The organism is Geomonas subterranea, from assembly GCF_019063845.1.
GTDB classification, from domain to species: domain Bacteria; phylum Desulfobacterota; class Desulfuromonadia; order Geobacterales; family Geobacteraceae; genus Geomonas; species Geomonas subterranea.
This window is the reverse complement of record NZ_CP077683.1, coordinates 2,381,279-2,397,202: the sequence shown is the minus strand read 5'-3', so window position 1 is coordinate 2,397,202 and position 15,924 is coordinate 2,381,279. Positions and strand designations below refer to the sequence as shown.

Sequence of the window (15,924 nt, the reverse complement as noted above, 5' to 3'; positions counted from 1 at the left end):
CCTTTTGCAAATTCTACTTTTCATGCTATGAAATAGCAGTCTTGGGCACAACAAATCAAATAACGTATGACGTTACAATCAAATGGAGGTAATTGAATGGCTTCGATCGAGAAACGCATTAAAGAGATAGTAGCTGAGCAGCTTGGTGTTGACGAGGCTCAGGTGACCAACGAGTCCTCCTTCATGGATGACCTGGGCGCCGACTCCCTGGATACCGTGGAACTGGTGATGGCCCTTGAAGAGGAATTCGAAATCGAGATCTCCGACGAGGACGCCGAGAAGATCCAGTCGGTTCAGGACGCAATCGACTACATCACTGATCACACCTAGTAGAGAGGGGGGAGTTATGCTTCCCCTTTTTCATGCCGCCTCCGGGCGGCCATGAGTCAACAGTACCTAAGGAGAGTTCAGAGTATGAGAAGAGTTGTTGTCACGGGGGTAGGCGTGGTCTCCCCGCTGGGGACCGGTAACGGCAAGAACTGGGACGCACTGCTGTCCGGCACGTCCGGCATCGCTCCCATCACCCGTTTCGATGCCTCCGACCTGCCGGTGAGGATCGCTGGCGAGGTTAAGGACTTCGTCGCTGAGGATTTCATCGACAAGAAAGAGATCAAGAAGATGGATCTCTTCATCCAGTACGCGCTGGCCGCGGCTCACTTCGCCATGGAGGACTCCGGTCTGCAGATCACCGAGGAGAACGCCGAGCGCGTTGGCGTCCTGGTGGGCGCCGGCCTGGGGGGGCTGCCCGCCATCGAGCGTTACCACTCCGCGCTGCTGGAGGGGGGGTACAAGAAGGTCTCCCCGTTCTTCATCCCGATGCTGATCATCAACCTGGCTCCGGGGCACATCTCCATAAAATACGGGGCGAAAGGCCCGAACGTCTCTTCCGTCTCCGCCTGCGCCACCGGCACCCACTCCATCGGGGACGCCTACCACATGATCCAGCGCGGCGACGCCGACGCCATGATCGCGGGGGGGACCGAATCCACCGTGACCCCCCTGGGTATCGGCGGCTTCTCCGTCATGAAGGCGCTTTCCACCAACAACGAGAACCCGGCTGGCGCCTCGCGCCCGTTCGACAAGGGTAGGGACGGTTTCGTCCTCTCGGAGGGAGCCGGCATCGTGGTGCTCGAGGAGTACGAGGCGGCCAAGGCCCGCGGCGCCAAGATCTACGGTGAAGTCGTGGGCTACGGCCTCTCCGGCGACGCCTACCACCTGACCTCTCCCGCCCCGGGGGGCGAAGGGGCGGCGCGCTGCATGAAGATGGCGCTCCGCACCGCTGGCATCAACCCGGAGCAGGTCGACTACATCAACGCCCACGGCACCTCGACCCCGTTCGGGGACGTCGGCGAGACCACGGCGATCAAGACCGTCTTCGGCGATCACGCCACCAAGCTGATGGTCTCCTCCACCAAGTCGATGACCGGCCACCTCCTTGGTGCCGCCGGCGGCGTGGAGGCGGTCTTCTCCCTGATGGCCATGCAGAACTCGGTGGTTCCTCCGACCATCAACTACAACGATCCTGATCCCGAGTGCGACCTCGACTATGTGCCGAACACGGCGCGCGAGGCGAAGCTCGAGTACGCCATGAGCAACTCGTTCGGCTTCGGCGGCACCAACGCGTCGCTGCTCTTCAAGAGGGTCTAGGCATGATAGTCCTCGGTAGCGATCACGGCGGCCTCGATCTGAAGAACGAGATCAGGAAACTGCTCGAAGAGCGTGGCCTTCCCTGCGAAGACCTCGGCACCCACAACGGCGATTCCGTCGACTACCCCGACTTCGGGATAGCGGTCTCGCGCCGCGTCTCCGAGGGGAGCGCCGAGAAGGGGATCCTGGTCTGCGGCACCGGCATCGGCATGTCCATCGTGGCCAACAAGTTCCCCGGCATCCGCGCGGCGCTGGCCACCGATGTCTTCATGGCGACCATGGCCAAGGAGCACAACAACGCCAACATCCTGGTCCTGGGCGGCCGCGTCCTGGAGACCGGGACGGCCCGGGAGATGGTGGCGGCCTGGCTCGACACCGAGTTCGCTGCGGGCAGGCACCAGAAGCGCCTGGACAAGATCGCCGAACTGGAGCGCGAACTCAAGGGATGATGCGGTAACCATAGCGAGCGCAAAGGTAAAGCGGCACTGGAAAGAAAAACGATCGAAGTAAAGACGGGACTCCCAGAGTCCCGTTTTCTCATTTCAACAGCAATTCGACTAGGAGAAATCAGACATGTCAGTACTTGAAACATTCGACCCGGCAGTGGCGGAAGTCATCAGGCACGAGACTGAGCGCCAGGAGTACAACCTCGAACTGATCGCCTCGGAGAACTTCGTATCCCAGGCGGTGCTCGAGGCCCAGGGCTCGGTCCTCACCAACAAGTACGCCGAGGGGTACCCCGGCAAGCGTTACTACGGCGGCTGCCACGAGGTCGACAAGGTCGAGAACCTCGCCATCGAGCGCGCCAAGGAACTGTTCGGTGCCGACCACGTCAATGTCCAGCCGCACTCCGGTTCGCAGGCCAACATGGCGGTCTACTTCTCCGTGCTGAAGCCGGGCGACACCGTGCTGGGCATGAACCTCGCCCACGGCGGGCACCTCACCCACGGCTCCCCGGTCAACTTCTCCGGGAAGCTGTTCAACATCGTTCCCTACGGCGTCTCCCAGGAGACCCAGACCATCGACTACGAGGAGTGCGAGCGTCTCGCCGTCGAGCACAAACCGAAGATGATCGTGGTGGGCGCCTCCGCGTACCCGCGCGTCATCGACTTCGAGGCCTTCCGTCGCATCGCCGACAAGGTGGGCGCCGTGGTCATGGTGGACATGGCCCACATCGCCGGCCTGGTCGCCGCTGGACTGCACCCGAGCCCGGTCCCCTACGCCGAGTTCGTGACCACCACCACCCACAAGACGCTGCGCGGACCGCGCGGCGGCATGATCATGTGCCGCGAGGACTGGGCCAAGACCCTGAACTCCAACATCTTCCCGGGCATCCAGGGCGGCCCGCTCATGCACGTCATCGCCGCCAAGGCCGTCGCCTTCAAAGAGGCGCTCACTCCGGAGTTCAAGCAGTACCAGCAGCAGATCGTGAAGAACGCGCAGGCGCTCGCCGCAGGCCTCATGAGCCGCGGCTTCAAGCTCACCTCCGGCGGGACCGACAACCACCTGATGCTGGTCGATCTCTCCCAGACCGAGCTGACCGGCAAGGTGGCCGAGGAGGCCCTCGACCGCGCCGGCATCACCGTGAACAAGAACGGCATCCCCTTCGACACCCGCTCGCCGTTCATCACCTCCGGCATCCGCATCGGCACCCCGGCGGCTACCAGCCACGGCCTGAAAGAAGCCGAGATGGAGCAGGTGGCAGGGTTCATCGCCGAGGTACTGGGCAACGTGGGGGACGAGGCCAAGCTCGCCGCCGTGAAGACCCAGGTCAACGCGCTCATGAAGCGCTTCCCGATGTACGCCGACCGCCTCAAGTAGGGAGCGGCTGCTACCGTAGTAACGAAAAGGGGACGATGTCATCGTCCCCTTTTTTTGTGTGGCCAGGATGAATACCGGAGCCAAGGTTGTGCCCGAGGGATCAGCCGAGGCCATTACGTCCCCCTCTTTGCGAAGGGGGACAGGTGGGATTTGCCCTTTGGCCGTTTATCGGGTACATTACCGGCCCGGGACATAATTCCAGCATTGCCACACTTGGGGGACCGCCGCATGTTCTTCCACTACCACGAACCGCTCTTTCGCCCCCCCTCGGAGGCCGGCAGCCTCATCTTCCAGATCACCATCGGGTGCTCCCAGAACCGGTGCAAATTCTGCGGCATGTACAAGATGAAACAGTTCCGGGTCCGCTCGCTGGACGAGATCTTCGCGGAGATCAGGTCCATCCCGCCGCGCTACCGTCCTGGGGTGCGGCGTGTCTTCCTGGCCGACGGGGACGCGCTGATCTACCCACAAGAGGGGCTGGAGCGGATACTGGACGAGCTCGATGCGGTCTTTCCCGCACTCACCCGGGTGGGAGCCTACGCCTCGCCCAACAGCCTCGATCTCAAAAGCGGCGATGACCTGGCCGCCCTGCGGGCAAGGAAGCTCCGTATCCTGTACTACGGGCTGGAAAGCGGTGACGCCGAAACGCTGCGGCTGATCGACAAGGGGTTCGAGCCGGACCGGATGCTGGAGCAGTGCCGCAAAGCCATGGCTGCCGGTATGAAGCTCTCCGTCACCGCGATCCTCGGGCTGGCCGGAAGGGAACGCAGCGCCGAGCACGCTGTTGCCACCGCCCGGTGGATCACGGTGCTGTCGCCGGAGTACTTTTCCCTGCTCACCATGTTCCAGCGTCACAACGACGAGTTCCTGAAGCTGATCGCGCCGTTGAGCCACGGCGAGATACTGCTGGAAACCCGTGCGCTCCTCGAGCGGCTGGAGCCCCGGGGGACCATCCTGCGCTCCAACCACGTTTCAAATTTCCTCAATCTGGCGGGAAGCTACCCGAAGGACCGGCAGCGCCTCATCGACACGGTCGATGCCGCGCTCATGGAAGCAAAAAGGGACCCCCGCTGGTACGCGGAGATCCCTTCCTATCACGAGGAATACTGCTAGCTTTACCGTGCGACGCCGCAGAGCTTCAGTTCGTTTTCCAGTTTCTCGCGGGAGATGCCCAGCACGCGGCAAGCCGTCTCCCGGTCGCTTTGATAACGCTCCATCACCATCAGCAGGAGCGCCTTCTTCAGCGAGGCGGAGAGCTTGTCCATCACGCCTTGGCCCTGGGTTGCCGCCAGGGACGATACCAGGGGCTCCAGGTTTTTCTGGAACAGTTCCGCGCTCTCGTTCACGCCGCGGTTGTCGGTTGGGCCGCTCTTTTTAAGCCGCACCACGTTCCCCACGCACTGGTCCATGTTGTCCTGCACGAAGCGCAGCGTGTCCCAATGGCTGTCCACGGTCATGAAGCGCAGGTCGTCCTTGGTACCCTCCGGTGCTCCCTTTTTCCTGAGGCGTACTTCCATGATGGTATAAGCGTAAGAGCCAGACCTTTCATTGGTGCTGCGATCTCTGTATGCCATGATGTCCTCCCGGTAGTTGCCGTTTTCCTCCTATTCTTCAACGGGCGTACCAAAAACGACCGGCAGTATCCTTTCCATGTAAGTACCTTAAATTACATCATGTTTTAGTACATCAGGATGGTTCTCGCGGCGGGGTCGTAACGCCGTTATCTGTGCTAAACCTGCACAAGGCAAGGCTGGATCGTTGAAAAATGTAAAAAATTACGAACTGTTATGCGCGTTGCGAAGTCTGAACAGCAGCTGGAGAATGCACAGGGGGCGTTGTGCAAGGCTTGCCGTCTGTTATAACGTGTGTTGTTTTTAACTCTTTTTGTGACGGCGAGCACAATGCCGCAGCGTGGAGGTGACATCTGGAGAGACCTCTGCTGGTGCCGCTAGCCGCGTTAATCGCAGGTTTGGCCACCACTCACCTGCTTGATGTCTTCCCGCCGGCTTGGTGCCTGGCAGCCTCGCTTGCCACGACCCTGGCCGCCTGCCTGGTTCGTTCACGGTTCCCCTTCCTGCTCTCGCTTGCCCTTTTCTTCTTTGTCTGGGGACAGCTGTCGCTGCAGCCTTACCTGAGGCCCGACTGCGCCCTGGAGCGGCTCGCCTCGGGCAGCCCGGTAGTGATCGATGGGGAGCTGGACTGCCGTCCCGAGCCGACCGCGTCGGGAGGGAGCAGGGTTTACCTACAGGTGGATCGGGTGAGCGTGGATGACCGCGAGGTGCCGGCGTCGGGACGCCTGCTGGTGTACGTAAAGGAAGGTCGGGTAGGGCTGCATACCGGCGACAGGGTAAGGTTCACGTCTCGGATCAGGGTGCCGCGCAACCTGGGGCTACCCGGGGAGTCCGACTTGGTGCGGAGGCTGGCCTACCAGCAGGTGCATGCCACCGCATTCGTGCTGACGCCTGAGGACCTGGTGCTGCTTCGCGGGGGAAAGGGGTGGCTCCACGATATCGACCTGCTTGCGGCACGGCTCGGGGGATTCATCTCCCAGGTCGAACCGGGGGCTGAAGGTGGAGTCCTGAAGGCGCTGCTTCTTGGTGACAGACGGGACGTGCCGGAGCGGTTGCAGGAGGATTTCGCCCGCAGCGGGGTGAACCACATCCTCTCCATATCCGGCTTCCATGTCGGCATCGTTTTCTTGTCCCTGTGTCATTTCCTCTATTATCTTGCCAGGCGCTCCGAGTGGCTCGCGCTGCACGTAAAGCTTGCGCCCCTGGCGATGCTGGCGTCCCTGCCGATGGTGGTCTTTTACCTGTTCCTCTCCGGTCAGGCCCCCGCCACCCTGCGCAGCGTGCTCATGATCTGCGTCGTGGTGGCGGCACTGCGGCTGAAGCGCGAAGTGGACCCCATCCACACCATCATGCTCGCGGCCTGCGCCATCCTGTTCGCCGCGCCGCAAACGCTCTTCGATATTTCCTTCCAGCTTTCATTTCTGGCCATCTGGGGGCTGTCCGCCCTGACGCCGCCCATTGCCGCTCCCGTGGGGAAGGCGGGGAGGGTAGGGCTATGGGTGTTGCTGCTGTGCATCGCCTCAGCGGTCGCCATACTGGCCACTCTGGTTCATGTTGCCTACTACTTCCAGCGTGTGTCGCTGATCGGCCTGGTCGCCAATCTCCTGGTGGTCCCGCTCATGGGGTACGGCGCCGTCGTCCTCGGCTTCAGCGCGCTGGTCTTGAGTTGTTTTTGGGAAGCGCCTGCCGAATTGCCGCTGCACCTCGCCGCCATCCTGGTGCGCTGGGCGGACCAGGTGGTGGAGCACCTCTCCCGGGTGCCAGTGCTGACAGGCTACCTCCCGGACCGCCTGGACCTCCTGCTGGCGTGCCTGGTGCTCTGCGCGATCACCTTCCTGAAGTCCAACCCCATGCGTGTCGCCGCCGCCTTGCCGCTCCTCGCAGCCCTGGTGGTGCGTGCGGTGCCGGCCGCGCAGGGCACGGACGGATCCATGCGGGTATATTTCCTCAGCGTGGGGCAGGGGGATGCCACCTTGGTGCACCTGCCGGACGGCACGTGGATGCTGGTCGACGGCGGCGGTAACGCCACCGACTCCGATACCCGCGTTGGGGCGCGCCTGTTGCTCCCCGCCTTGCGGGCCCTCTCCGTGCGGCGCATCGACTACCTGGTACTGTCCCACGGCCACCCGGACCACCTGCAGGGGGTGCTGTACCTGGCGGCGAACTTCGAGGTGGGCAAACTTCTGATCCACCCCCTGACCATGGCTTCCCCCGAACTGCAGCAGTTGAAATGGGTCGTCACCGCGCGCGACATCCCGGTGTTGCAGCTTCGCGCGGACCTCCCTCCCGTGCGACTGGGGGGCGTGCTGTTGCAGCCGCTGTGGCCGGTCGCCGGGACGGTGGTGCGGTCCGACGCCAACGCGACCTCTCTGGTATTCGGGCTCGCCTACGGCAGGACCTCCATTTTGTTCACCGGCGATATCGGCGCAACGCAAGAACGGGAGCTTCTTGACCGGGGAGCGTTGCAACCATGCGGTTTACTGAAGGTAGCGCACCACGGCAGCCGGCATTCCTCCTGCGACGAGTTTCTCGCCGCCGTGCAGCCGCAGACCGCCGTCATATCCGCGGGGTACCAGAACGCGTTCCATCTCCCGGCGCCGGCCACGCTTGCCCGGCTGCAACGGCACGGAGCGAGGACCTGCCGCACCGACCTTGAGGGAACGGTCGAGGCGGTTTGCAAAGCGGACGGTACGGTTTTATTCTCCACTTTTTGGGGGCATTTTAATTGACACTGAAGAGTCCTATCTGCTAGGTTATGCTGGCATTGTCCCCTGTATGAACCCGACGATCCAGGAGATCCGCTGTATGGAAAGGATTCTTTTAGTCGAAGACGACAGCTTTTTCCGGGAGGTCTACACTGACCTGCTCAAGGAAGACGGCTATACCGTCGAAGTGGCCGCCTCAGGAGAAGAGGCGTTGGAAATGATCGGTAAGGGAGGGTACCACCTGGTCGTCACCGACCTGGTGATGCGTGACGTGTCGGGGCTCGATATCCTCTCGGAGGTGAAGAGGCTTGATCCTGCCACCGCGGTGATCATGGTCACCGGGCACGCCAATGTTGAAACCGCCATCTACGCCCTCAAAAACGGCGCCACCGACTATCTCATAAAACCCATCAACCAGGACGAGTTCCGCCATATAGTGGCGCACTGCATGGAACAGCGCAGGCTTCTCGATGAGAACCTGGAGCTTAAGGGCCTGGTCAACCTGTTTCAGGTTAGCCAGAACATCGCCAACTGCCTGGAGCTGGAACGCATCTACTCCATGCTCACCGACGCGGTGGTGAAGGAAGTGGGGGTGACCCGTGCGCTGGGGTATTTCAGTGACAACGGCCAGCTCACGCTGCGTGAACTGAAGGGAATAGAGGAGCTGAGCGCGCACCTGCTGGGGCAGGCGGTGATCAGCGAGTGCGACCTTCGCGACGACGGCAGTGCGAACCTGGTGCTGCTGAGGGATTTCCTCCCCGATGACGCAGATTTCGGCTGTGAGGTCACCGAGGCCATGTGCCTTTACCTGCGGCAGCGGTCCGAGCTGCAGGGCGTGATCATCCTGTTCAACGATCCCGGGGCGGTATTGCCCAAGGAAATCAACCGCAAGCATATCTCCTTCCTGCTCGACCAGGGCTCCCTTGCCCTGGACAACGCCGCACGCTACAACATCGCGAAGGACCTTCTTTACATCGACGAACTGACCGGTCTGTACAATTACCGCTACCTCGACGTGGTGCTGGAGCGGGAACTGAAACGCTGCGAGCGTTACGGCTCCAACCTTGGCGTCCTGTTCCTCGACATCGATCTTTTCAAGTCGGTAAACGACAACTTCGGGCACCTGATCGGCAGCCGCGTGCTGCGCGAGGTCGGCTCGCTGGTGAGAAAGAGCGTGCGCGATGTCGACGCTGTAATCCGGTACGGCGGCGATGAGTACACCATTGTGCTGGTGGAGACCGGTATGGACGGGGCGGCCATCGTCGCCGAACGTATCAGGAAGACCATCGAGGCGCATACCTTCTCCAAGGCGGACGGACTCGCCATCAAACTCACCGTCAGTCTCGGCTACGCCTGTGCCCCCGATGACGCCACCACCAAGGCCGAACTGCTGGAGATGGCGGATCAGGCCATGTATCGCGGCAAGAGCGCCGGTAAGAACCGGGCCTTCCACGCCGAAAGGCTGATCACCCCTCCCTGATATACGACAGGGATTGGCAGCAGAAAGCCTGAAAAGATCGCCACAGCTTGGGCTGCGGCTATTTTTTCGCCTGGGTATTCTGAGACTCTGAACGAAAAGGCGTATTGCTCAGTATGGCAGACGTGCAAATACCGAGGCCGTATCCCGGTTGTTTTTATTTTTTTTGACGCAAGGAGAGCACGAACGTGGCAATCACCGGCATCAAGGGTTTCAACGACATCCTCCCGGGCGAGGTCGAGAAGTGGCAGCACATCGAGGCCACGGCGCGCCGGGTTTTCGAGCTTTACGGACTTTCGGAGATCAGGATCCCGATCCTGGAAAAGACCGAGCTGTTCTGCCGCTCCATCGGCGACGCGACCGACATCGTGGAAAAGGAGATGTACTCCTTCGAAGACAAGGGTGGCAACAAGGTCACCATGCGCCCGGAGGGGACCGCGTCGGTGATGCGCGCCTACGTCGAGCACAAGATGCACGCCCTGGACCCGGTGGCGCGGTTGTACTACATGGGGCCGATGTTTCGCTACGAGCGCCCGCAGAAGGGGCGCTACCGCCAGTTTCACCAGATCGGCGCCGAGATCACCGGGGTCGCCGCTCCCACGGTAGACGCCCAGGTGCTCACCATGCTGACCCATTTCTTCCAGGAACTGGGGCTCACGGAGCCTTCGCTGCAGATCAACTCGCTGGGGTGCCCCTGCTGCCGTCCCGCCTACCGCGATGCCCTCAAGAAGTTCCTGCTGGAGCGCATCGACAAGCTGTGCGACGACTGCAAGCGGCGCTACGACACGAACCCGCTGCGCGCGCTGGATTGCAAGTCCGCCGGTTGCCAGGAGGCGACCCAGGGTGCCCCCTCCATGTTGGATCATCTCTGCGCCGAGTGTGGCGACCACTTTGACAAGACCAGGAAATACCTGGAACTGGTCGGCACACCATACAGCATCAACCAGAGGATGGTGCGCGGCCTCGACTACTACACCCGGACCACCTTCGAGATGGTCACCACCATGCTGGGCGCCCAGAGCGCCGTCGCCGCCGGTGGCCGCTACGACGGCCTGATCTCCTCCATCGGCGGCCCGCAGATTCCGGGTATCGGCTTCGCCATGGGAGTCGAGCGCGTGGCGCTGCTTTTGGCCGAGAAGGATTTCTCGCGCCGTCCGGACCTCTTCATCGCCGCCCTGGGTGATGAAGCCCACGCCGAAGCATTCCGCCTCATGAGCGCTCTGCAGCGTCTGGGGCTTGCCGTCGAAATCGACTACGAAGGTAAGAGCCTGAAGAGCCAGATGCGGCGTGCCGACAAGTTCAATTCCCGCTTCACGCTGATCATCGGCGGAGACGAGATCACCCGCGGCACCGCGCCGCTCAAGAACATGGATGGCGGCACCCAGGACGACGTGGCGCTCGACGCTGCCAGCATCCAGGCTGCCATGACCGGCGGGGCCTAGCCTTCTCCCTCCCCCCGGCCTTCGTCGAAAAAAAAGGGGACAGGCTACTTTTCCGTAAAGTAGCCTGTCCCCTTTTACCCCCTTTTTACCCCCTTTTTATCTGCTCAACCCCTTACGGCAGTTCGAACACCAGCGCCTCGGCCGCTTCTTTCGCCGTCAGGCGCAGCAGGTCTTCGTTGCTGACCGCCGCACCATCCCCTGCTTCCAAGAGATGGCCGTTGACGAGCAGCTTGCCCCGTGCCACCTGCACCCATGCATGCTGTCCTGCCGGAAGGCGATGCACGATCTCCTCGCCCGGGTCCAGGAGCGTTGCGTATAGCCTCGTATCCTGGTTGATGGTGACCGAACCGTCACGACCGTCCGGCGAAGCGACGATGCGCAGGCACCCCCGTTTTTCCTGGTCGGGGAAAAACTTCTGCTCGTAGCCCGGGGCAATCCCGGTACGCTCCGGCAGAATCCAGATCTGGAAAAAGTGTAGCGGCGCGTCCTTACTGTGGTTGAACTCGCTGTGAGTGATGCCGGTGCCGGCACTCATGCGTTGCACGTCGCCGGGACGGATGACGGAGCCGGTTCCCATGCTGTCGCGGTGCGCGAGCGCGCCTTCCAGCACGTACGAGATGATCTCCATGTCCCGGTGCGGATGGGTGGGGAAGCCCACGCCCGGCTTTACGCGGTCCTCGTTAATGACCCGCAGGTTTCTGAACCCCATGTGGCGAGGGTCGTAGTAGTCTGCGAAGGAAAAGGTGTGGTAAGTGTCGAGCCAGCCGTGGTCGGCGTGGCCTCTGTCAGCCGATCTTCTTATAGCGATCATGGTCTTTCTCCTCTCCGGTGCCTTTTACGCACCGTCTAGTCCCGGGCGAATATCTCCTTCGGTAGCAACCCGAGGGTAGCAAAAAGTGCGAACGGGATGGTGAAACCTCCAAAGAACAAGCCCCATAAGAGCCCACCGCTCTTCAGTACTGACCATTCCACCCATGCCCCGGTCGCCAAGGCGAGCAGCAAGGTGCCCCACCCTGTCACTTTGAGTATCTGCTTTACGCAAGACATCTTTCCTACCTCACCTTTTCCTTTTAGCCTCTTACTGCTTCCGGCAACTGCCGTCGCAGTAGGGAGCGTTGCCCGTCTTGCCGCAGTTGCACAGGTAAACCTGCTGCTTTTCTTTCACTTCGAAGGATACTGGCGCATGGTTCGAGCCGACATGTGCCCCGTCGCAAAAGGGGATTCTGGAGGATTTGCCGCAGGTACAGCGGTGGTAGGTACCTGCTTCGAGTTCTACGACGATAGGCTGGTTCGGTGTGAGGGCGGTATTGCTCATTTGCTGTTTCTCCTGTGTTTCTTTGGTATTTCCCCCTGAATGGGGAACTGAATATCAATTTATTTAATGTTGAACTAATGGAGCGCAAACAAATCTGCTTAGGTGGCTCCATTGTGGTTGGGGTTGCCCTCTCTGACGGTATGGCTTCATGTCATATGATTCGATATTGAACTAACATGGCCACCTTGTCAACGAAATTTTTAGGCAGGTAACGCTGACGGAACTATGTCCCGACACTGCACGTGGTGTCTAAAATATCAGCCCCTGCGGATACTGCGCATTGACACAGAGTCCCGCTTAGTGCAAAATGTGGCCGCTACAATTATGTCCTCAACAGCGACTGGAGCCAGCAGAGAGAAGGGCTCCTTTTGTTGTTTCAACTCAATCAGTTCCCGTATCTTTGCCAGGGCCTTGGATTTATGGATTCACCAGCTAATTTCGTACACCTTCATCTCCACTCCCAGTACTCCCTGCTCGACGGCGCCATCCGCATCGGCGACCTGGTCAAGAAGGCCAAGGAGTATCACATGCCGGCGGTGGCGGTCACCGACCACGGCAACATGTTCGGTTCCCTCGAGTTCTTCCTGAAGGCCCAGGACAAGGGGATCAAGCCGATCCTTGGGTGTGAGGTCTACATCGCCCCCGGCTCCCGTCTGGACAAGAAAGCCCCCACTGCCGCAGACCCGGTCACCAGCTACCACCTCATCCTGCTGGCCGAGAACATGACCGGTTTCAAGAACCTCTGCTACCTCAGCTCCGCCGGCTACAAGGAGGGGTTCTACCGCCGCCCCCGCATCGACAAGGAACTCCTGGAGAAGCACAGGGAAGGTCTTATCTGCCTCTCCGCCTGCCTGCAGGGAGAGATCGCCTATCTGGCGGGCAGGAACAAGATGGAGGAGGCCAAGGCTGCCGCCATCTGGTACGCCGACATGTTCCCGGGGAGCTACTACCTCGAGATCCAGGAGAACGGGCTCCCCGAGCAGACCATCGCCAACAGGCGGGTGATGGAGATCGCGCGCGAGCTGAACCTGCCGCTGGTCGCCACCAACGACTGTCACTACCTCAACAAGGAAGACGCCAAGGCGCACGAGATCCTGCTCTGCATCCAGACCGGCAAGACCATGAGCGACCCGAGCCGGATGCGCTTCACCACCGAGGCCTTCTACGTGAAGAGCCCGGAGGAGATGGCGCGGGACTTCCATTACTGCCCTGAGGCGCTGGAAAACACGGTCAAGATCGCCGAACGCTGCCACTACGAGTTCGACTTCAAGACCTACCATTTCCCCGCGTACGAGGCGCCGCCGGGCGAAACCCTCGATGATCAGCTGGAGCGCGAGTCCATCGAAGGGCTCAAGCTGCGCCTTGAGAAGATCAAGATCAAGTACCCGGATCTGACCCCGGAACAGGAGCAGGCCTATCACGACCGCCTGCGCATCGAGCTGGACTGCATCCGGCACATGGGGTTCCCGGGCTACTTCCTCATCGTTGCGGACTTCATCAACTGGGCCAAGGACCACGGCATCCCGGTAGGTCCCGGCAGGGGCTCGGCGGCCGGCTCGCTGGTCGCCTACTGCATCAGGATCACCGATATCGATCCTATGCCGTACAACTTGCTGTTCGAGCGATTCCTGAACCCGGAACGTATCTCCATGCCGGATATCGACGTCGACTTCTGCCAGGACCGCCGTGAAGAGGTGATCCAGTACATGGTCGAGCGCTACGGCCGGGAGAAGGTATGCCAGATCGCGGCGTTCGGTACCATGGCTGCCCGCGGTGTCATCCGCGACGTCGGGCGCGCCCTCGACCTCACCTTTGCCGACGTGGACAAGATAGCCAAGCTCGTGCCCGAGGTCTTGGGCATTACGCTCGAGAAGGCGATCGAGCAGGAGCCGAAACTCAAGGAGTTGATGGCGGCCGACGCCAAGGTGAACGAGGTCATGACCGTCGCGCTGCGCTTGGAGGGGCTCGCACGCCACATCTCGACCCACGCCGCCGGCCTCGTGGTCGCGCCCAGGCAGATGGAAGACTTCTGCCCGGTCTACAAGGACCAGAAGACCGGCTCATTGACCACCCAGTACTCGATGAAGTACGTGGAGAAGGTTGGCCTGGTGAAGTTCGACTTCCTGGGGCTCAAGAACCTCACTGTCATCGATAACGCCTGCAAGCACATCCGTAACGGCAAGGATCCCAACTTCGACATCACCCTGTTGACGGACGACGATCCGGAGACCTACAAACTTCTGCAGGCCGGCAACACCACCGGGGTATTCCAGCTTGAGTCCAGCGGCATGAAGGAGCTTCTGGTCAAGCTGAAGCCCTCCTGTTTCGAGGACATCATCGCGGTCTGCGCCCTCTACCGTCCGGGCCCGCTCGGCTCCGGCATGGTGGACGACTTCATCGAGAGAAAGCATGGTCGCAAGCAGACTGTCTACGACCTGCCTCAGCTCGAACCGGTCCTCAAGGACACCTATGGCGTCATCGTCTACCAGGAACAGGTCATGCAGATTTCCCGTTCCCTGGCAGGCTACTCGCTCGGCGGCGCGGATCTCTTGCGCCGCGCTATGGGTAAGAAAGACGCAGAACAGATGGCGAAGGAGCGCCTGAAGTTCATGGAGGGGTCCGAGAAGCTGGGCCTTGATTCCAAGAAGTGCGCGGCCATCTTCGACCTGATGGCCAAGTTCGCCGAGTACGGCTTCAACAAGTCGCACTCCGCCGCCTACGCTCTGGTCGCCTACCAGACCGCCTACTTGAAGGCACACTACCCGGTCGAATTCATGGCCGCCCTCCTCACCGAGGACATGAGCAACACCGACAAGGTGATCAAGAGCATCGGCGACTGCCGCGAGATGGGCATCGAGGTGCTGCCGCCGGACATCAACGAGTCGCTGCGCTCCTTCCGCGTGCTGGACACGGCGATGCGCTTTGGTCTCGGCGCCGTCAAGAACGTGGGGGAGGGGGCCATCGAGGCCATCCTCGAGGCCCGCGGCGATGAGCCCTTCAAGGACATCTTCGACTTCTGCGAGCGGGTCGACCTGCGCCGCTGCAACAAGAGGGTCATCGAAGCGCTCATCAAAAGCGGCGCCTTCGACTGCACCAAGGCGAAACGAGCTCAGCTTATGGCCGTCCTTGAGGATGCCGCCGCCCAGGGACAGCGCGTGCAGCAGGAGCGCGAGAGCGCGCAGGTGTCTCTCTTTGGCATGGCGGAGATCCAGCGCGGTTCCAACGGTACCGGCAACCGCCTCCCCGACATACCGGAGTGGGATGAGAAATACCGGCTCGGCTGCGAGAAAGAGGCGATCGGCTTCTTCATTACCGGCCACCCGCTGGACCGCTACGTGGCCGACATGCGCCGCTTTTCCAACGTCGACTGTTCCTCCATCAACGAGGCGAAGGACAAGAGCGAGGTGAAGATCTGCGGTGTCCCCGCGAGCCTCAAGGAGATCATGACCAAAAAAGGCGACCGCATGGGGTTCGTGACACTGGAGGACCTGGCCGGCTCGCTGGAGGTTGTTGTTTTCTCCGACGTCTATGCCCGCTGCTCGGAGTTTCTTAAGGGGGACGACCCGGTTCACATCACCGGCACGGTCGAGCACGGCGAGAAGGGGGCCAAGATCATGGCCAGCGACATCGTTCTTTTGCGTGACCTTGTGGAGCGGGAGACGCGCAGGGTGAATTTCACCATAGACGCGAAAGAAGCCGATGCGGGGAAGCTGAAGACGCTCAAAGAGATCATCTCCCGCTACCAGGGGATCTGTCGCAGCTTTCTCCATCTTGACATAGAGAATAGTTCGCGCGTCACCATCCGCCTTTCGGATGTATACAAAGTGGCGGCCAGCGAAGAATTAACAGTGGAAGTGAGTAACCTCTTCGGCTATAATGCCGTGTCCTTCGAGTAGCCTCAGGACGATTGCGGTTATTTTTATTTGAAAGCAAGGAGATAGAGATA

At 61.0% G+C, this 15,924-nt stretch carries 12 protein-coding genes; 9 read left to right on the top strand and 3 right to left on the bottom strand.

Going from position 1 to position 15,924, the window contains the following annotated elements; genetic code table 11:
• The first annotated feature begins 96 nt into the window (after positions 1–96).
• The 5 genes from acpP (at position 97) to KP001_RS10355 (ending at position 4,581) form a co-directional block, all read left to right on the top strand.
• Positions 97–330 (top strand): acyl carrier protein, encoded by a 234-nt coding sequence (gene acpP / locus KP001_RS10375; RefSeq protein ID WP_012531540.1) that lies wholly within the window; start codon positions 97–99, stop codon positions 328–330.
• An 84-nt stretch (positions 331–414) separates the two neighbouring features.
• A complete protein-coding gene (gene fabF, locus KP001_RS10370) occupies positions 415–1,647 on the top strand; it encodes a beta-ketoacyl-ACP synthase II (protein ID WP_217289427.1) in 1,233 nt (410 codons plus the stop codon).
• A 2-nt stretch (positions 1,648–1,649) separates the two neighbouring features.
• Positions 1,650–2,096, top strand: coding sequence for a ribose 5-phosphate isomerase B (rpiB, locus tag KP001_RS10365; protein ID WP_217289426.1), 447 nt, complete (start codon positions 1,650–1,652; stop codon positions 2,094–2,096).
• Between the two features lie 124 nt (positions 2,097–2,220).
• A complete protein-coding gene (gene glyA / locus KP001_RS10360) occupies positions 2,221–3,468 on the top strand; it encodes a serine hydroxymethyltransferase (RefSeq protein ID WP_216801300.1) in 1,248 nt (415 codons plus the stop codon).
• Between the two features lie 228 nt (positions 3,469–3,696).
• A complete protein-coding gene (locus KP001_RS10355) occupies positions 3,697–4,581 on the top strand; it encodes a radical SAM protein (RefSeq protein ID WP_217289425.1) in 885 nt (294 codons plus the stop codon).
• Between the two features lie 2 nt (positions 4,582–4,583).
• On the opposite strand, the gene KP001_RS10350 is transcribed toward KP001_RS10355, so the two are convergent.
• A complete protein-coding gene (locus KP001_RS10350) occupies positions 4,584–5,042 on the bottom strand; it encodes a hypothetical protein (RefSeq protein WP_217289424.1) in 459 nt (152 codons plus the stop codon).
• Between the two features lie 368 nt (positions 5,043–5,410).
• Between KP001_RS10350 and KP001_RS10345 the strand changes: the two genes are divergently transcribed.
• The 3 genes from KP001_RS10345 (at position 5,411) to hisS (ending at position 10,663) form a co-directional block, all read left to right on the top strand.
• Entirely contained in the window at positions 5,411–7,768 is a 2,358-nt protein-coding gene (locus tag KP001_RS10345) for a DNA internalization-related competence protein ComEC/Rec2 (protein WP_217289423.1), read from the top strand.
• Positions 7,769–7,844: 76 nt separating this feature from the next.
• On the top strand, positions 7,845–9,224 hold the full coding sequence (locus KP001_RS10340) for a GGDEF domain-containing response regulator (RefSeq protein ID WP_217289422.1): 1,380 nt from the start codon (positions 7,845–7,847) through the stop codon (positions 9,222–9,224).
• A 185-nt stretch (positions 9,225–9,409) separates the two neighbouring features.
• On the top strand, positions 9,410–10,663 hold the full coding sequence (hisS, locus tag KP001_RS10335) for a histidine--tRNA ligase (protein ID WP_217289421.1): 1,254 nt from the start codon (positions 9,410–9,412) through the stop codon (positions 10,661–10,663).
• Positions 10,664–10,775: 112 nt separating this feature from the next.
• Here the strand turns inward: hisS and KP001_RS10330 are convergent, their stop codons facing one another.
• The gene (locus KP001_RS10330) at positions 10,776–11,474 is read right to left on the bottom strand and encodes a pirin family protein (RefSeq protein ID WP_217289420.1); all 699 of its coding nucleotides are present in this window, start codon (positions 11,472–11,474) and stop codon (positions 10,776–10,778) included.
• Positions 11,475–11,741: 267 nt separating this feature from the next.
• Positions 11,742–11,978, bottom strand: a complete 237-nt coding sequence (locus KP001_RS10325; RefSeq protein WP_217289419.1) for a CDGSH iron-sulfur domain-containing protein — start codon at positions 11,976–11,978, stop codon at positions 11,742–11,744.
• Positions 11,979–12,397: 419 nt separating this feature from the next.
• On the opposite strand from KP001_RS10325, the gene dnaE reads away from it, so the two are divergent.
• A complete protein-coding gene (dnaE, locus tag KP001_RS10320; protein ID WP_217289418.1) occupies positions 12,398–15,874 on the top strand; it encodes a DNA polymerase III subunit alpha in 3,477 nt (1,158 codons plus the stop codon).
• Positions 15,875–15,924 lie beyond the last annotated feature (50 nt).